General features: G+C 53.2%; 16 protein-coding genes. 11 read left to right on the top strand and 5 right to left on the bottom strand.

What is annotated here, in order from left to right:
- The first annotated feature begins 75 nt into the window (after positions 1–75).
- Together V4U84_RS15505 and V4U84_RS15500 are read left to right on the top strand one after the other, a co-directional pair.
- Positions 76–2,163 (top strand): methyl-accepting chemotaxis protein, encoded by a 2,088-nt coding sequence (locus V4U84_RS15505; protein WP_334077489.1) that lies wholly within the window; start codon positions 76–78, stop codon positions 2,161–2,163.
- A gap of 96 nt (positions 2,164–2,259) precedes the next feature.
- Complete coding sequence (locus V4U84_RS15500; protein WP_334074886.1) at positions 2,260–3,636, top strand: MATE family efflux transporter; 1,377 nt, start codon at positions 2,260–2,262, stop codon at positions 3,634–3,636.
- 331 nt (positions 3,637–3,967) lie between these two features.
- Here the strand turns inward: V4U84_RS15500 and V4U84_RS15495 are convergent, their stop codons facing one another.
- Complete coding sequence (locus V4U84_RS15495) at positions 3,968–4,105, bottom strand: helix-turn-helix domain-containing protein (RefSeq protein WP_334074885.1); 138 nt, start codon at positions 4,103–4,105, stop codon at positions 3,968–3,970.
- A 303-nt stretch (positions 4,106–4,408) separates the two neighbouring features.
- Between V4U84_RS15495 and V4U84_RS15490 the strand changes: the two genes are divergently transcribed.
- From V4U84_RS15490 to V4U84_RS15475, 4 genes are all read left to right on the top strand, one after another.
- Entirely contained in the window at positions 4,409–5,800 is a 1,392-nt protein-coding gene (locus V4U84_RS15490; protein ID WP_334074884.1) for an L-cystine transporter, read from the top strand.
- Between the two features lie 731 nt (positions 5,801–6,531).
- A complete protein-coding gene (locus V4U84_RS15485) occupies positions 6,532–7,263 on the top strand; it encodes a prepilin peptidase (RefSeq protein ID WP_334077488.1) in 732 nt (243 codons plus the stop codon).
- A gap of 92 nt (positions 7,264–7,355) precedes the next feature.
- On the top strand, positions 7,356–7,790 hold the full coding sequence (locus V4U84_RS15480; RefSeq protein WP_334077487.1) for an NfeD family protein: 435 nt from the start codon (positions 7,356–7,358) through the stop codon (positions 7,788–7,790).
- Positions 7,790–8,722 carry an SPFH domain-containing protein gene (locus V4U84_RS15475; RefSeq protein ID WP_334074881.1) on the top strand — a complete coding sequence of 311 codons (933 nt, stop codon included), beginning with the start codon at positions 7,790–7,792 and terminating at the stop codon, positions 8,720–8,722. The genes V4U84_RS15480 and V4U84_RS15475 overlap by 1 nt, the downstream gene beginning before the upstream one ends.
- Before the next feature lie 47 nt (positions 8,723–8,769).
- Here the strand turns inward: V4U84_RS15475 and V4U84_RS15470 are convergent, their stop codons facing one another.
- Both V4U84_RS15470 and V4U84_RS15465 read right to left on the bottom strand, forming a co-directional pair.
- Positions 8,770–9,441 (bottom strand): PspA/IM30 family protein, encoded by a 672-nt coding sequence (locus V4U84_RS15470; RefSeq protein ID WP_334077486.1) that lies wholly within the window; start codon positions 9,439–9,441, stop codon positions 8,770–8,772.
- A 48-nt stretch (positions 9,442–9,489) separates the two neighbouring features.
- Positions 9,490–9,714 carry a PspC domain-containing protein gene (locus V4U84_RS15465; protein WP_334074879.1) on the bottom strand — a complete coding sequence of 75 codons (225 nt, stop codon included), beginning with the start codon at positions 9,712–9,714 and terminating at the stop codon, positions 9,490–9,492.
- Between the two features lie 249 nt (positions 9,715–9,963).
- On the opposite strand from V4U84_RS15465, the gene V4U84_RS15460 reads away from it, so the two are divergent.
- The 3 genes from V4U84_RS15460 (at position 9,964) to V4U84_RS15450 (ending at position 12,699) form a co-directional block, all read left to right on the top strand.
- Entirely contained in the window at positions 9,964–10,518 is a 555-nt protein-coding gene (locus tag V4U84_RS15460; protein WP_334077485.1) for a flavodoxin family protein, read from the top strand.
- Positions 10,519–10,742: 224 nt separating this feature from the next.
- A complete protein-coding gene (locus tag V4U84_RS15455; RefSeq protein ID WP_334074877.1) occupies positions 10,743–11,480 on the top strand; it encodes a glycerophosphodiester phosphodiesterase in 738 nt (245 codons plus the stop codon).
- Positions 11,481–11,484: 4 nt separating this feature from the next.
- A complete protein-coding gene (locus tag V4U84_RS15450) occupies positions 11,485–12,699 on the top strand; it encodes an SLC45 family MFS transporter (protein ID WP_334074876.1) in 1,215 nt (404 codons plus the stop codon).
- 50 nt (positions 12,700–12,749) lie between these two features.
- Here V4U84_RS15450 and V4U84_RS15445 read toward each other — a convergent pair whose 3' ends face one another.
- On the bottom strand, positions 12,750–13,484 hold the full coding sequence (locus V4U84_RS15445) for a YcnI family copper-binding membrane protein (RefSeq protein ID WP_334077484.1): 735 nt from the start codon (positions 13,482–13,484) through the stop codon (positions 12,750–12,752).
- Positions 13,485–13,533: 49 nt separating this feature from the next.
- Positions 13,534–15,237 (bottom strand): copper resistance protein CopC, encoded by a 1,704-nt coding sequence (locus V4U84_RS15440; protein WP_334077483.1) that lies wholly within the window; start codon positions 15,235–15,237, stop codon positions 13,534–13,536.
- Between the two features lie 254 nt (positions 15,238–15,491).
- Between V4U84_RS15440 and V4U84_RS15435 the strand changes: the two genes are divergently transcribed.
- Both V4U84_RS15435 and qoxA read left to right on the top strand, forming a co-directional pair.
- On the top strand, positions 15,492–16,469 hold the full coding sequence (locus V4U84_RS15435) for a diaminopimelate dehydrogenase (protein ID WP_334077482.1): 978 nt from the start codon (positions 15,492–15,494) through the stop codon (positions 16,467–16,469).
- Between the two features lie 712 nt (positions 16,470–17,181).
- Positions 17,182–18,135: a cytochrome aa3 quinol oxidase subunit II gene (gene qoxA, locus V4U84_RS15430; RefSeq protein ID WP_334074872.1), complete on the top strand. Its 954-nt coding sequence runs from the start codon at positions 17,182–17,184 to the stop codon at positions 18,133–18,135.
- Positions 18,136–18,144 lie beyond the last annotated feature (9 nt).

The raw sequence follows: 18,144 nt of genomic DNA, 5'->3' as shown, positions 1-18,144 counted from the left end.
CTATATCCTTTCTTTACATAGTTAAAATTAAATCGGTTCCAGTAACCAGTTCTATTCACTAGGGGGCAGAGACATATGAAGTTTGGCCGATTCCTTCAATTTAAGTCCGTTGGCATGAAGCTGTTTGTTATGGTATTTGGAGTCATTATGATTTTATCGGCAATCCTCGGATTAAGCTCGTACGTTATGTCGAAGGAGATTATCCGGGGCCAGGTCGGATCGGCGGCTTCCCAGGCCATCGAACAGGCTGCGGACAAGTTGGACTTCCTGTTTTCGGGCTATGAATCGATATCAAGGCAGATGGCGGTAGATCAAATCCTGAAGGAGGATTTGGAGACGGTCACGCGGCAAGATGTCGATATTATCCGAAAAACGGAGGCGGAAACGAGAATAAAAAACAAGCTCAACGCCATGAAAGGTTCGGACGAGCGCTTGATTGGCATTCGGCTGGTCAACAAGGATTTTTCCAACAATTACGCGACATCCGGGGCCAGCGGTACGCAGAGAAACGACGGGGTGGAAAGCCGGATCGCTGCGATTGCTCAAGCCGCCGGCAAGCCAGTCTGGATTCCTGGGCTAAAGAAAGGTTTTTTTGATACTTCGAATGAACCGACCATTACGATGGGAAGGGTTCTAAAGAATCTGAATCATCCGGAAGCGGAATTTGTCCTGCTGATTGAGATCAAGAGTGCGGCTTTGACCGAGACGCTGGCCAATTTGAAGCTCGGGGATTCCGGCCAGACCAACGTCCTTACGCCCGATAATACGATTGTACATGCGTCCCGTCCGGAATTGATCGAGACAAAGTCCGCCCTCGATTTGGCGGAAGCGCAGTTTTCCGGCAGTTCGGCCTCGTTCGCCGCGTCAGACGAACACGGGATTCGCCAACTGGTGGTTTACAAGCAGTTGGAGACCGCTCCCTGGCGGCTTATCGGATACGCTCCGGAAAGCGATTTTCTGAGTGCGGCGGACAAGCTGTTGTACGTTTCCTTGTTTGTGATGGGGTTGGCCATCATGGTCGCTTTGGGCATCGGGTATTATTTGTTCCGCAACGTCGGGAAGCCTTTGCAGAAGCTATCCCGGTTGATGGAGGAAGGAGAGCGGGGCAACCTGAAAGTCCGGGCGAATTTTAAAGGCCGGGACGAAATCGGCCGGCTCGGGCAAAGCTTCAATAAAATGTTGGAGCAAATCTCGTGGTTGGTGGAGCGGATTCAGCGGTCGACGCAGGAGCTGTGGCTGACCGCCGATACATTGGCCCAGGCCTCCCGGAATACGGCGACAACGGCAGGAGAGATTGCGGCCGCCACCGAAGAGATCGCCCAAGGATCCTCCAGCTTGGCGGAGGAGGCGGAGAAGGGAAACAGTTTGACGGACGAGATCGGCATGAAGATGGCCCAGGTCATCCATTTAACCGAACTGATGGATACTTCCGCCGGAAGGATCGTCCAGGTGAGTGAACAAGGGCAGGAGAATATGGGACGGCTGGTGGAGAAGACGGAAGACGTATCCCGGATGACCGCAAGGGTCGAGGAGAACTCCGGAAAATTAAGCCAAATCACCCTTTCAATCCGCGGCATTTTACAACCGATGATTGAAATGACCCGTCAAACTCAAATTTTGTCACTTAACGCCACCATAGAAGCTTCACGCGCCGGGGCTGCGGGAAAAGGCTTTTCGGTGATCGCGGAACAAATCCGCAAACTGTCGGTGCAATCCAACGATTCGATCCGGAACGTCTCCGCGATGACTGAAGAAATCCAGTCAGCCATTGAGAATACGGTAAACGTTCTTCAGGAAATAACACCGAAGTTTCGGGAACAACTCGAATCCGTAACATCCGCTTCCTCCATCTTTCGGGGCGTAGGCCGCGAAATGGATGGTTTTGCCCGAGAGCTGCAAAGCGCTTCCGCTTCCGTCGGCGAGTTAATGGGCGCTCAATTGGCTTTGCGGGATTTCGTCGCGAACGTAAGCTCCGTCGTACAGCAGAGCGGGGCTTCTACCGAGGAGGTGGCCTCCATGGCCTCGGGGCAATACCGTGTCAGTGAGGAGCTGGTCGGCCTGTCCCGCCGTTTGAAGGAACTGTCGGAATCGCTTAAGCAATCCTTGAATGTGTTTGAACTGAACTCAGGCGAGCAAGCGGACTCAAAAGATGAAGCCGAATGAGAAATAATGATTTTGTGCAAACGTTTTAACAAAACCGCCTCAATCATAGAATGGATTTAGATTGCATTTTGGGGGAAAGCCGCGGGTGAAGATAATTTGGAGAAAGAACAGGGAAACAAGAAGCTTTCGTTATTTGCTTTGACCTGGCCCATTTTTGTTGAAATGTTGCTCGGCATGCTGATGGGAAATATCGATACTTTAATGCTCAGCCGCTTTTCGGAAGAAGCGGTGGCCGCCGTCGGCGTAGCGAATCAAATTTTGTTCTTTGTGAACTTGATGTTCAACGTGGTGTCCGCGGGTACGAGCGTGCTCATTTCCCAAAATCTAGGGGCTGGGCGGGACAAGTCGGCATTGGAAGTCGCTTCGGTGGCCATCGTGCTCAATTTACTGTTCGGGATGTTGACCAGTTTGCTTCTGCTGGGAGCGGGACGTGCGATCTTTGGGTGGATGAATCTTCCCCAGGAGCTGGCTCCCTCCGCCTGGACCTACTTAATGATCACGGGCGGATTTGTGTTTGTTGAAGCGGTCAGGCTTACTTTAGCCACCATTATGCGAAGCTACGGACTGACGCGAGTTACCATGTATGTCGCTTTTGGAATAAACGCCGTACACCTGGCCGGGAATTATATCGCCCTGTATGGCTCCTTGGGTGCGCCTTTTTCGGGGGTATCGGGGGTTGCCATCTCCACCGTGCTGTCGCGGTTGGTCGGCTTGGCGTTTTTGTTCGTCGTGATCAAACTCAAGACGGACTTCAAGTGGCGGATGCGGGGGATCCATGCGAAAGACCTGCGGGAACATGCCGGAGGATTGTTCAAAATCGGCATCCCGACGGCGGGGGAAAGCTTTTTTTCCACCATGGCGCAAATTTGCATTACCTCTTTTATCGCGCTTTTGGGAACCCAGGCGCTCTCAGCCAAAATATACGCCCAAAATCTCGGAATGTTCAACAACCTGTTTACCTTGTCTTTGGCTTTGGCCACGGAGATCATGATCGGCAGGTACATTGGAGCCAAGCTATTTGACGAGACCTATAAGCGGGGAAAAAATTACGCCTGGTTCGCATCGTTGATCTCCGCGGGCTCCGCTTTGTTGATCGCTTCGTGTTCGGGTTTTCTGGTCGGGTTGTTCACCAACGATACGGACACGATCCGGCAAACGGTTCATTTATTGTGGCTTGCCGTTCTGCTGGAGGCCGGGCGCGCGGGGAACCTCATCCTTATCAACGCGCTGCGTGCGGCGGGCGACGTCAAAGTTCCGGTATATATCAGCGTCTCATCGGTTTGGATCATTAGCGTCTCCCTTTCCTACGTTCTAGGGGTGTATTTAGGCTGGGGCATGATTGGCGTGTATATCGCGTTTATCGCGGATGAGTGGGTGAAGACATGTTTGCTCCGGATCAGATGGAAATCGCGCCGCTGGGAGAGCATGAGCCTCATTGAGCGGGAGAAGGCCGCGGGTTACTCGCATTTTTAGAAGCTCCGTGGGCCAATTCAAGCTAGTAAGGCTCCGCTTCGCGACCCAACCCCCGCTAGAGCCCGCACACTTAGTCGCTTATTGACGGCTATTAACGGGAAAACCTCCCGTTAATTTTCCGCGCCTGGCCCTTGGCTCCGAAATAGCTGGAAAAAATCCAGCTATTTCGCGGTCCAACCGCCGATACACGATATTCCAGCCGAATTAGCGGGAGGTTTTCCCGCTAATTCACCTCTGCAGCCGTATAGAATCCTAATTAACGGGAGGAATTCCCGGTAATTGACTATCCCGCACCCTCCAGCACTTGAGATGTCCATTTTCTGCAACCCAATTATCCAATTCTTTTATATTCGTTGGGCGTCAGTCCGACCTCCTGCTTGAACAGCTTGGAGAAATACGAGTCATTGGCATAGTACGCTCGGTTGGCAATAGTGTATACCGACAAGTCGGTTGTCTCCAGCAGCCGCATGAAAGCCGGGTTTACCGTTTAAAAGGATAAACATAGTCCGAGGCTGACGGGACGCTTCTTGTAGAAGAGGTCCGCCAGCCTCGTTTTTTTGTTCGCGTATCCCACTGTTTTTCTTTGGTTCTTTGGGTAATAATAGTTAAAGTAACGATGTCCAAAAGAGTGGAAAAATGGCGTCCCATCAACGGGTTAGCAGTATACTAAAATTAATCCTATAAATTTACTTGCTTATGTGTTATGATACGTTCTGTAATCCGGGCGAACGCCCGGGAAACCCTTTTATAGACTTATGGGAGGAATCGAACGATGGAAACTTTGCAGATTATTATCAACGTCGCAGTCATGCTCGTATTGCTCGGCGTTCTCATTTGGATGCAGAAGAAGCATATCTCTTTTACGAAACGGGTATTTACCGGCCTCGGCCTGGGGCTCGTATTCGGCGTCATCCTTCAATTGCTTTACCCGGCCGACTCCGAAGTGCTGGCCAAATCGACGGACTGGTTCAACCTGGTCGGACGCGGGTATGTCGGTTTGCTGCAAATGGTGGTCGTTCCGCTGATCATGGTCTCGATCATTTCGGCGATTACCAAGCTGAAAGGCAAGCAGAATCTTGGTAAGATGAGCGCGCTGATCATCGCAGTCCTGCTGATTACGACCGCGATTGCGGCGACGGTCAGCATTGTCACCAGCCTTAGCTTCGACCTGAAGGCGATCGAAATTGAAGCGGGCGAAGCGGAACAAGCGCGGGGGGCGAAACTGGAGGAGCGCGTTGGCGAGGTGGCCGACAAGACGATTCCTCAACAGGTGCTCGATTTCATTCCTACGAATCCGTTTGCCGATATGACGGGCGCGCGCAGCACGTCTACGCTGGCCGTCGTTATTTTCTCCGCTTTCATCGGGGTAGCCGTTCTTGGTCTGGATAAAAAGAAACCGGAACAAGCGGATATGTTCCGCAAAATCGTCGAGGCCGTCTATGCGGTCGTCATGCGCATCGTTACGCTGGTCTTGCGCCTAACCCCGTACGGTATCCTGGCGCTGATTACGAATACGGTCGCGACGACGAATCCGGAGGAAATCCTCAAACTGATCAAATTCGTAGGGGCTTCCTACGTGGCTTTGATCGTCATGTTCATCATTCACCTGATTTTGCTGGCCCTGTTCGGCTACAATCCGGTGCAATATGTTAGAAAAGTGCTGCCTACGCTCGTATTTGCGTTTACTTCCCGTTCCAGTGCGGCTACGATTCCGCTGAACGTGGAGACGCAAACCAAACGCTTGGGCGTACCTGAGGGCATCGCCAACCTGTCGGCCTCGTTCGGGGCGACGATCGGCCAGAACGGCTGCGCCGGCATTTATCCGGCCATGCTGGCCGTGATGATCGCGCCGACGGTCGGGATCAACCCGCTCAGCTGGGATTTCATCCTCACGCTGATCCTGGTTGTCACGGTCAGCTCCTTCGGCGTAGCCGGGGTAGGCGGCGGCGCGACTTTCGCCTCGCTGATCGTCCTGTCCACGATGAACCTGCCGGTAGCTCTCGCCGGCCTGCTGATTTCCGTGGAGCCGTTGATCGACATGGGCCGTACCGCCCTGAACGTCAACGACTCGATCACGGCCGGCGTCATCACCGGCAAGGTGCTGGGCGAGAACGACACCGAAGTGTTCAAGCGCGATGTCGATCTGGACGTGGTTCAAGCGTAAGTTTAAACATAAGCTTGGGCTTAGGATGAGGAGATAGCATAATACAAAACCCCCGGGATAACCGGGGGTTTTGCGCTGTACGCGCATAGGCCAGCGGGAATTTCTGGGCAAGCCGTGCGGGTGAATAAGGACCTGATGCGGCGCTATTTTGGCGAATTCGGCTGGTCGGGGGGGATAGCCGACTTTTAGGCAATGACGTTGCATCGAACTTCCTTGATGCTGCCCATTTGGGGCCATTCCGCCGCTTCGGCAAGCAACATGTCGAGCTTAGATCGTCGTCTCCGCCTCTAAACCATGCTAACGGTCGCCACAGCCGTTATTTGCCCTGTTTGCGCTGAATCCAAATTCTAACGGCCGCCACGGCCCCTATTTCATATAAGTATGGCTGTTTTGGTCGAAATGAAGGTAAATAACGGTCCACACGACCGTTAAAATCCCATTACGTGATTCAATCGCAACATAACGGCTCTCACGGCCGTTAGACTTCCTAACTGCAGAACCTTGTTTAGAGGCCTGTACTTTTTTGCGAAGTTCTTTAAAAGCGATTAAGGCATCAAGCTCCGTTGTAATCATATGTCAGGATTAATGCAATGCTAGTGCCCAAAAGGCTCTTATTCATCTCCCTGGCTTTAAAAGACATCCCATTTACTTTTTTAACGGCTATTTGTCTAAAATAGGTTATAATTGAATTCAGTACATGAATTAAGTTGGGATGAAAGTGATAAATCGCCATGACGCTACTGACATCTATTATCATAATGTTCGCCGGGTATGCGCTAGGCGCATGCTGGAAAGCGGTCGGCCTTCGTCCGCCGCAGGCCAAGGAACCGCCTGGCCGTCCGTCCGTAGCGTCGCCCCCTTCGGCCTCGCCTCACGGCGGGCCGCCGGACCGCAAGCGCCGGCAGGAGGGGACGCGAATTCGGATTTTCCGCGGCTTCCCCGCGGCAGAGCTCGCCACAGCGCTGCTGTTCCTGTGGATGTATGCCCGGTTCGGGCTGACGGGCGAAGCGCTGGTTGGAGCGGCGCTGGTTAGCCTAGCCGTCATCGTGACCGTGACGGATCTGCGGTTCAGACGGATACCGAACAAGGTGCTGCTTGCTTTTCTACCAATACTGTTGATGCTGAGGCTAATCTTTCCGCTGGGTTCGGTTTGGACTCATTTGCTTGGCGCCTTCCTCGGCTTTGGGACGCTGATGATGATTGCCTGGCTGACGCGGGGCATCGGCATGGGGGATGTCAAGCTGTTCACGCTACTTGGCTGGGTGGTCGGCTTTCCTTATGTCATCGTCGCCTTTGTTCTGGCCTTTGTACTGGGAAGCCTGACGGGTGGCATACTGTGGGCGGCGGGTTTGCTGTCCGGCCCCAAATCGATCGCTTTTGCGCCATGGCTGGCGGCCGGAACGCTTGCGGCATTCGGATACGGAGCACAGATGGTGCAGGGTTACGTGACGTATTTCCACTAAATGGGCTCCATCTTCAGGGACGGTGTTGATACCTTTTCCGACCCGTCCCGTATATATAAACTATAATGCGGAAAGGTGGTGCATTTGACGGCATGGATGCATGGGGGCTTTGGTTGATAGCCGCAGGTGTTTTATTGGTTCTGGAAATGGTGACGCTAACATTTTATCTGCTTTGGCTTTGCGTTGGGGCGGTCGTTGCCGCGGGGGTCGCCTGGGTGGCTCCGGAAGCGTTTCTGGCGCAGGTGATCGCGGGGTGTCTGGTGGCCTTGGTGCTTACGATTTTCACTAAACCGCTCTCACGGAAGTTTCGGGCCGCCAAAGGATATGAGGATCCCGGCATCGAACTGATAGGAAGAGAGGGGATTGTGGTCGAACCGATCGAACAAGGCCAGTATGGAATCGTCAAAGTGGGAGGAGACACCTGGAGCGCCACCTCGACCCAAAATCTGGGGAGAGACGAGCGGGTCCGGGTGCTCAGACGAAGCAGTACAATCATCGAAGTCGAACGTTGGGAGGAATTTATTTAATGCAATTAGCGATTATTGCTGTTATCGTCGTCGTCGTTGTCGTATTTATTTCATTGACCGTCAAAATCGTGCCGCAGCAGCGGGTAGGGGTCGTTGAGCGGCTCGGGAAGTTCAACCGGCTGTTGACGCCGGGGCTTAACATTTTGATCCCGGTCATCGACCATGTCCGCTTGTATCATGACTTACGGATCCAGCAAGCGAACGTTCCGCCGCAGACCGTAATCACCAAGGATAATGTTCAGGTTCAGATCGATACGATTATCTTCTATCAGGTGGTTGGACCGGAGCAAGCCACTTACGGCATTTCCGATTACGTTTACGGGGTTCGCAATATCACGACGGCAACCCTGCGGCAAATTATCGGTAGGATGGAGCTGGACGAAACCTTGTCCGGTCGGGAAAAAATCTCGACGGATATCCGGATTGCCCTGGACGAGGCGACCGAAAAATGGGGCGTGCGGATCGAACGTGTTGAAGTTATCGACATCAAGCCGCCGCTGGATATCCAGGAAGCGATGGATAAACAAATGAAGGCCGAGCGGAGCAAGCGGGCTATGATTCTGGAGGCCGAGGCGGCCAAGCAGGATATGATTCTGCGCGCCGAAGGGGATAAGCAAAGTAAAATCCTGAAGGCCGAAGGGGACAAGGAAGCGCGCATCCGCGAGGCGGAAGGTTTGCGTCAGGCCCAAGAGCTGGAAGCGCTCGGTCAGGCCAAAGCGATTCAGGCCGTGGCCGAAGCCGAGCAGGCGCGGATCGAAATGCTGCGCAACGCGGCGCTCAATGAGCAGGTCCTGGCTTACCAATCCTTCGAAGCGTTGAAGGAAGTGGCGAAAGGTCCGGCGAACAAAGTGTTTCTTCCTTCCAGTGCCGTCGACACGCTGGGCAGCATCGGGGCGATCGGCGAACTTTTCAAAAGCAAGGACGGAAAATAAGTTTCTTGAACAAAAACCCCAACCACATCGCTGTGGTTGGGGTTTCTTTATTTATTGCGGGACTCCAGCTGTTCTTTCATCCGCCGCAGTTCTTCGTTCACGGCCGCGTCGGCCGGCTCCGCCGCTTGCGGGGATTTTCCGGCAGGGTAGGCGCGGCCGGAAAGCTGTGCGCCGGCTTCCCATTCGAGGATCTTCTCTTCCATCCGGTCGAAGCCCCGGGCCGCCGCGCCGTAGTCCAGGCCGTGGCTGAAGTTCGGCCGGTCCATTTGCTCGCGTTCCTCGACTTTGCGGGCCCGTACGGCCAACTCGTTGCGTTTCTCTTTGAGCCGGGCATACTCCTCTTTGCCTTCTTGCAGACGGAGCTCCAATTCTGTCACCCGTTCTCTGGCATCCGCGGCTTCGGCGGCGTATTGCTGCGCCTGCTCTTCATAGCGGATTTTAGCCGTCGTCGCCGCTCTTGCCGCAGCTTCGTCGCCGGCTTCCAACGCGGCCAGCGCCCGCAGCTCGCTTTGCTTCGCGTTCTCGGCGGCATCCTCGCTCTGACGCTGGCGGACGCTAGCGTTCATCCGCTGCTCTCGCAGCATATTTTCCGCGATATGGAGATCTTCCTCCAGGTTCCGCAAATACTGTCCGGTCATTAACACCGGATCCTCGAGTTTATTTAATACTTCATGCAGGGAGGCTTTTGTAATATTGGCGATACGGTTGAACAGACTCATAATGAATTCTCTCCTTTGATTTTTGAATGAGTAATTTAGGTTTTAGGATTAATAGTGGGTAAAAGGTTCGTCGAAACCGAATTCGCCGATCGGCTCTTTCGGCACGATCAGGCTGGCGATTAGATACAGGGCTACGGCGCTTCCTACGCTGCACAAGGCCACTACTACCGCAATCAGCCGGACGATGGTCGGATCCATGCCTAAGAACCGCGCTAGCCCGCCACACAGGCCGCTGATCTGCTTATCGGTGACCGAACGATACAATTTTCTCATGATTATAAAACTCCCTTTCTTTTTATGTGATGGTGAATTTGTTTTTCATATCCGTCGTTGATGTCTTTATTGTAGCTGGATTCCGGATGCGGGATAACGGGCCTGAGGCGGTTTGTGAACTGGACCTTGGTCGGGTCCCCCTCTCGGTCAGGGGACTGGGGGGTTATATTTCAGGCGTGGCGCGGCGTAGTATAACAATAAGTTAGAACACTTTGTTGCTGTGGGATATTAACGAAAGGAAGTGCGCGAATGAGTATTTTGCTGCTGCAAGGAAGCACACGGGAAAATGGGAACACGGAGCAATTGGTGCGCCTGGTGCTGGAGGGGATTCCTTACCGGGAAATTGCGCTTCGGGAGAAGCGGATTATGCCCATCCGGGATCAAAGACATGAGGAGGGCGGATTTGACGTTGTGGATGACGATTACGACGAGGTGATTTTGGAAGTGCTTCAGCATGAAACGCTCGTTTTTGCCACTCCGGTCTATTGGTACGGTGTCTCGGGCGTGATGAAAAATTTCATCGACCGGTGGTCGCAAAGCTTGCGGGACCCCCGGTTTGACTTTAAACAGGCGATGTCGCAGAAGAAGGCATATGTCATCGTCACCGGCGGCGATAATCCTCGGATCAAGGCCATGCCGCTCATTCAGCAGTTGAAATATACGTTTGACTTTATGGGCATGCCGCTCGAGGGGTATTTAATCGGCAAAGCGAGCAAGCCGGGAGAAATTCTGCAGGATACCCGGGCGGTCTGCGAGGCCGGATGGCTGAACGCCAGTTTGCAATCCTTGGTCATTCCGAGTTGAGGGTGGGAGCGGCGTGACCTGATATTAGAAATTACCGACTTATTGGGGGACTTTCCGCGCAGGTTGGCGGAGGTCTCCCGTTTTGGAATTAAAGTGTAAATTTTCAGCGGAAATGTATACGATAAGCGTTTTTCTTATATTGCTTTTACATAGCAGGATTATAGTTAGGAGATGGATAATATCTAGTTTGAGCAAAAAATAACGCACCTGAGGAGGACAATCCATTGCCTAATCCCATTAATTTTGCGCACCGCGGAGCCGCGGGGCATCGGCCGGAAAATACGATGGCATCCTTTACTTACGCCCTGGAGCTTGGAGCTACCGGGATCGAGACGGATGTACAGATGACGAAGGACGGACATTTGGTTCTGATTCACGATGAAACCTTGAAACGGACGGCGGGTACGCCGGAGTGGGTCAAGGACTTGACGCTGGAGGAAATTCGCACCCGCGATGCGGGATCTTGGTATCACGAAGATTTCAAGGGCGAGAAGATCCCTACGCTCGAAGAGCTGCTGGAGCTGACCCAAGGCACCGATACAGTGGTCAATCTGGAATTGAAGAACGGGGCGGTGCTCTACCCCGAAATCGAGCGGAAACTCATTGAGACCGTAAGAAAATATAAAATGTCGGAACAAGTCATCATTTCGAGCTTCAATCACTATTCCCTGTTCGAGTGCAAACAAATCGCTCCGGAAATCCGCACGGGGATTTTGTACGGGGAAGGCTTGTACGAGCCTTGGGCTTACGCCAAGACCGTAAAGGCCGACGCGCTTCATGCTTTCCATATGGCCGTCCGCCCGGAATTCGTGTCCGCGGCCGCCGCGGCGGGAATCGTCTACCATCCGTTCACGGTAAACGACAAACCGCTGATGTCCCGGATGATCGAGGCCGGCGTAGCCGGAATCATTACGGACTATCCGGACCGGTTGAATGAACTGTTGAACGCCGAAAGGAAGTGAATGGATGAGGAAAACATGGCTGCTGGGACTTGGCTTTTTCAGCATCAGCCTGACCTGGGCGCTTTATAATGCCTTCGTGCCGCTCTTTTTGGACGATTATTTGACCAGCGCGGCCCTGATCGGGTTTATGATGACGATCGACAATTACTTTGCGATGTTTCTGCAGCCATGGATCGGCCACCGGAGCGACAAAACCCATACCCGGTTCGGCCGCCGAATGCCGTACTTGCTGATCGGGATGCCGCTCGGCGCCGTCTTTGCAGTGTTGATTCCTTTTCATACCGGATTCGTTACCCTGGTGTTGTTCATGATGTTAATGAATCTGTCGATGAGCCTGTTTCGGGCTCCGACGGTGGCGCTTATGCCGGACATTACCCCGGAAAAACAACGCACGCGGGCGAACGGCATCATTAACTTTATGGGCGGCATCGGTTCGGTTCTGGCCTTCGGGGTGGGCTCGAAACTGTACGGGATCGGCTCGTACGTGCCGTTTCTGTTTGCGGGTATCACTATGCTGGTCTGCATGCTCGTCCTGAAAGCCGTGATCAAGGAGCCTGTACTGCTGGAAGCGGACGCGGCATCGGCCAATCCGGCTTCACCGGTGCGGATCAAGGATCAGTTGGATAAGACGACACTGTTTATCCTGGGGGCGATATTTTTCTGGTTTGTGGCGTACCAGGGCGTTGAGGCGCTGTTTACGTTATACGGAACCAAGCATGCGGGGATGAGCGACAGCGAGGCATCCTTTTCACTGACCTTTTTCTCCCTGGCCTTCCTGGTGTTCGCGCTGCCCAGCGGTTGGCTCGGGGCCAAATTCGGCAAGAAAAAAATCATTATGATCGGCGTGGGCGGACTGTTTCTTGTCTTCGGCTCGGTCGTCTTCGTGGAATCGGTGCTGCTGCTCCGAGTACTGCTGATCGTAGGCGGGATATTCTGGGCATGCATCAACATTAACTCGTACCCGTGGGTCATCTCGGCCGGGAAAGAGGAAAGCATCGGAACGCGAACGGGGATCTATTATTTTGTCTCTTCCCTGGCGGCCATTGTATCGCCGCCGCTGCTCGGCTGGGTCATCGATACGTTCGGCTACCCCGCGCTGTTCATCAGTGCTTCAACCGGGCTGCTGCTGGCGTTTCTCTGCCTGCTCGGGGCGGGCGCCGGCGAGAGAGTTAACGGTCATGATCCGGTAGACCAAACACCTATAACAGCGGGAAAATAAAAAATAGCTGGAAATGCTCCAGCTATTTTTTATTTTGTGTGAGCTTTTTGTCAGGACGTTCTCTTGCGCGAGCGAAGCGCCGCAAACAAGGCGGCCAGGGAAACGAGCAGCGCTGCCAACGAGAGGATCAGTGTGCCGATTTCGACGGCGGAAGTACCGCCATCTTGAGCCTCGTCCGGCGCGGCGGCCTTTGTCCCGGCATTTGCACCGGTACCTGCGCCTGTATCGGTATTTCCGCCCGCCGCGCCGGTTGCCCCCGCATCGCTGTCATGCCCATGAACGGCATGATCTTCTTCCGCGGCTCCGGCCGCGTCCGCCGTCACCTTAGTGATCGAGTGGGGGTTATCGGAGTCTTCCTCTCCGATCCATTCCACGATGCTGCCGTCGCTGTAGTATTGAAAAGCGTCCCAGGCGAGTGCGGAATCGCTGTCCGGGTTTTTGCCGACGAATTCAAATTGCTGAAATTCCCCCGGACCAATCCCTTTTCCTTCCGCCACCCAAGCAACTGCGGTGACCTGGCCGTCATCGTTTTTCGTCAGCTCCACCTTCCAATCGGGGACGGGCCGGTACTGCTTGAAATCCAGGCCTTCGGGAATTTTCAGGGAGACTTTGACGGTGGGAATGTCTTTTTCCACCGGCACTTTGATGCTGTACGTTTCCCAGGCGCCCGGCGCAGAGGTTCCGGGTTTAACGGTGACATGCGCGCTGGCCCATCCGGCAAACAGCGTAAAACCGAGCAGGACGGTTGCGCAACTTAACGAGAAACGGGAGAAGAATTTTTTCATGGAATTGAACTCCTTCTGTTCTATATTGAAAAGCTAAATGTATCCAAATTTATATAGGATCGACTTTTAGTGTAAAATCGTGGTCCATCGTGTCCAGGCTTTTAAGCAGAATATGAACGCGAACGTTCCAATTTCCCTCCATCGTGATCAATCCCCGGCCTTCCGGGTGTGCTCCGGGGAGGACAACTTCAATGGTTCCCATGTCCATCTCTTGGGAGGTGAGCTGTAAGGTGATCTGCTCGATATCTTCGATGGGCTGCCCTTGAAGGTCCGTCAGGCTCACTTTAAATTGATTTTGCCCTACGGTGGCAGGAGTGACATCCAGGGTCATCCGGTAGCCGGACACGGCTGCCTCCAGATGCCCCGGCTGCTGAAGCGTGGCCGAGGAGGCGGGCGGCTGGCCGTTTAGCAGGGCGGCAAGCAGCAGAACGGACGCCCCCAAGCCCAACTCGGCCCATAAGGTCGCCTTCGGCCGGCGGGCACGCCGGCGGCCCCGGATGAACCCGGAAAGGGCGAGAAGGAGCATTGGCAGAAGCAGGACGATTTTGGCCAGCAGGGTTCGGCCATAGCTTGTACTCCATAGCGAATTCAAATCCGGAATATGGAGGAAAGCACCGTAGATGCCGGAGGCGAGCAGTACCGTGACGCAGACTGCGGCCGCGGTGGAGAAGCGCTGGAGCGTCTCCCAGTAAAGCCCGGACGGCTGGCCCATACCCGGAGCAGGCGAATTTTCTCTTGCCGCGAGCGGCAGCAAACAGGCGACGGAGAGAAGCCCTCCGAGCCAGAGGGAGGAAGCGGACAAGTGCAGGTAATCGGCCAGAATCGCCAAGCTTTTGGGGCCGACCCCCGCCGCGTGCCCGAGAAACGCTTTGGATAGAAGCAGCGCTTGACTGCAGATGACAGCCGCCCCCGCGAGGAACCGCTCCAATCCCTTTGTGCCGGCCTTGCGTTTGTGCCCTACCTTTATGCCGGTCCATGTAATCGCCGTTAAAAGGAGCAAAAGTAACATTTGAACCTTCCAGACGGTGCCGAAAGCCGTTAGATTCAGCGTCTGCCAGAGTGCTCCGCCATGCAGCAATCCCTGAAAGTCGCCTTCATAAGAAAATGCTTGCAGCGGCAATGTAATAAGAAGGCTGATTCCGCTTCCCGCCAGGCCGGCAACCAGCAGGGACCGGCTCCTTTGAACAAGCCTGGATGCTCCAATATCCAGCGAGCCGCGGGGAAGCAGGGCCAAGTGGAAAAGCAGTGTCCCGGAATAGAGCGTCATACCGATATACCAAAGCCAGCGCACCACAAGGGCAGCCGTCCCCGGCGCGGCGGTGGAAGTATCCGAATTCGGCGGCGTCCGGACGGCAGCGCTTGGTTCATCCCCAACTTGAAATAGAATCGTTCCTTTCACCGGATGGCCGTCGCTGGATACGACCCTCCATTTAAGCGTGTAGGCTCCTTCGGGCAATCCCTGCTTCAGGCTGGCCGTCAGCTTGTCCGGTCGCTTGTTATCCAGTTGTGGGCTGCCTTGAACGGCTTGCTCTCCCTTTGGCCCCAGTACTTCCAGGGACGAAAAAGCGGGCTCGATCGGCTCGTTAAACTGAACATAGACGGATTCTGGAGGAGCTTGCAGCGTGGAGCCCGAGGCCGGATACGAGCCTACGACTGAGGCATGGGCGGCAGCCGGAATCGGGATAGCGCATGCCCCAAATCCGCAAACCCAAATAACCAACAACGTATATTTCCAAAGTTTCGAATAACCCAAACTCACACCACCTAGATTTGTCAGTGATTAATGTCACAATTAATTAGTTTACTATTTCTTTTTGAGTTTTATATAGCTCTAATTTACGTAAAATAACCAGAATTCCCCGTTGATATGTCTAATTTGTGACACATCATCCCCGTTTGAACCGCCAGAGTGATGTTTATTTCTTCACTTGACGTGTTAGATATTTTAAATTTCACTGGAGTGCGTTAAAATGGTAAACATATTTGAATTGGAGGAGGAAACGTTTAGTGGCAGCGAACATCAAGGTGGGTATCGTAGGGTACGGAAATTTGGGTCGCGGTGTGGAAAAGGCGATCAAGCAAAACCCGGACATCGAATTGAAAGCGATCTTTTCCAGAAGACAACCGGATGAAGTGGCAGCGGCGAACGGCGTTGTACATATCTCCGAGATTGAGAAATACAAAGGTGATATTGACGTTATGATTCTTTGCGGCGGGTCGGCTACGGATTTGCCGGAACAAGGACCGGAGCTGGCGGCTTTGTTCAATACGGTGGATAGCTTTGATACGCATGCCAAAATTCCTGAGTATTTTGAGAAAGTGAATGCGGCGGCCGTCAAAGGCGGCAATGTCAGCGTCATCTCCACCGGTTGGGACCCGGGACTGTTTTCGTTGAACCGCCTGCTGGCGGAAGCGGTGCTTCCTGAAGGTAAAGAATACACCTTCTGGGGCAAAGGGGTCAGCCAAGGCCACTCGGATGCCATCCGGCGAGTTCAGGGCGTGAAGAACGGCGTGCAGTATACGATTCCGGTCGAGTCCGCCGTAGAGCGTGTCCGCAGCGGGGAAAATCCCGAGCTGAGCACGAGAGAGAAGCATTTGCGCGATTGTTACGTCGTGGCGGAAGAAGGCGCCGATCTGGCGGCCATCGAACGCGAAATCAAAGAAATGCCTAACTATTTTGCCGATTATGATACTACGGTTCATTTTATCAGCGAAGAAGAACTCAAGAAGAACCACTCGGCGATGCCGCACGGGGGTACGGTGCTGCGCAGCGGCCGGACGGGCGAAAACAGCAAGCAAATTATCGAATTTGGCCTCAAGCTCGACAGCAACCCTGAATTTACGGCAAGCGTACTGGTGGCTTACGCGCGCGCCGTGTACAAGCTGTCCAATGCGGGACAAACCGGGGCGAAAACGGTATTCGACATTCCGTTCGGCTTGTTGTCTCCGAAATCCCCGGAACAGCTGCGTAAAGAATTGTTGTAACGCTGCAAAAAGATGTCAGCCAGCCGGCAAAACCGGTTGGCTTTTTTATGTTGTAGATATAAAGTGTCACCTTCGACGTAGGCGTCTCCACACTAACGGGAAAACCTCCCGTTAATGCACCGCTCTTGGCCCTTGAGCCGGATTTAGCTGGAGAAGCTCCATCTATTTCGTGGCTCAATGGCCGATATGCACAATTTCAGGTGGATTAGCGGGAGATTTTCCAGCTAAATCGCCTCTACAGCCGCATAGGCACCGATTTAACGAGAGGAATTCCCTTTAATTTGAACCAAACCATGAGCTGTAGGCCAAGAGTGCGAAAAGCCCCCTCACCCGACTGTCCAATAGGCAAATCAATAGTTCAATCTATATAGCAAGCATAAATAAGAAAATTTAGTAAGTGATTATTATCACTAACTATCGTATTTATATGACAATTTTGCGAACTGTGACTTGTTTTGAGATCATTGTGAACAATTATCAAAATCGCTGATTTTGCCGGAATTCGAGTTGAAACGGGCTTAAATCGGGATTGTGTTGGCAAAACGCATGACAGGTGCATGTCCTAATTGTAAAAATATTGAAAAAATGTCTAACTCTATGAATTGTTTAAATTTCCGGACTTTCCTAACATAATTCTTAAACGATTACTATTAAAAATCATCCCGCCTGCTCGTGATGAGCTTTACCAATTAGAAAGGGGTATCGGAAACCTATGAAAAGGAAAGGATTGCTGCTTGCTGTATTTACAGCTCTTCTTGTCCTCCTGACCGGGTGTGAGTCTCTAGCGGTCTTAAACCCGAAAGGACCTGTGGCCAAGACACAATCTAACGTCATCATCTTTTCCATGCTTGTAATGGCACTGATCTTGCTGGTTGTTTATGTGCTCTACATTTACATGCTTACCAAATACCGCGCTTCCAAAGCGGCTCCGGACTATGAACCGCCTCATGTCGAGGGAAGCAAGTGGCTGGAGATCACTTGGATCGCCATTCCGGTCATTATCGTTACAATCTTGTCCGTAGTTACGGTGAAGAGCACGGCCGCGGTCGAGACGGTGCCGGAAGGATATGAAGATCAAAAGCCGCTGGTCATCTATGCGGCATCCTCCAACTGGAAATGGCACTTCAGTTATCCGGAAGAGGGGATCGAGACGGTAAACTATGTCAACATCCCGACGAATCGTCCGGTCGAATTTAGATTGTACGCTTACGGACCGATTACAAGCTTCTGGATTCCGCAACTCGGCGGACAGAAGTATGCGATGAGCGATATGGTCAATAAGCTGAATCTGGTTGCCGAGCACCCGGGTTCGTATATGGGCAAGAACTCGAACTTCTCGGGCGAAGGCTTTGCTCACATGGAATTCGAGGCGTTGGCTATGTCGCCCGGCGAGTACGACGAATGGGTGAAGGAAGTCAAAGAGACGGCATCCGCACTGACGGAGCAGGAATTCGATTCGCTCCTCAAGGAAAGCCATGTCGGAAGAAAGACTTACACCTCCACGCATTTGGAATTCAGACCGGCACCTGAGGGCGAAAATGCCGGCCATAACCATGGTGACAGCGAAGAGACGGACCATTCCGATCATTCGGAAATGGATCACTCCGAGATGAATATGGACCATTCGGAAACAGAAGACGCCGGGCATGAATCGCACGGCCACTAACTAACGGAA

This window comes from Paenibacillus sanfengchensis, from assembly GCF_036864765.1.
Lineage (GTDB): Bacteria > Bacillota > Bacilli > Paenibacillales > Paenibacillaceae > Fontibacillus > Fontibacillus sanfengchensis.
The sequence above is the reverse complement of the archived record's forward strand: the minus strand, read 5'-3'. Positions and strand labels throughout refer to the sequence as shown.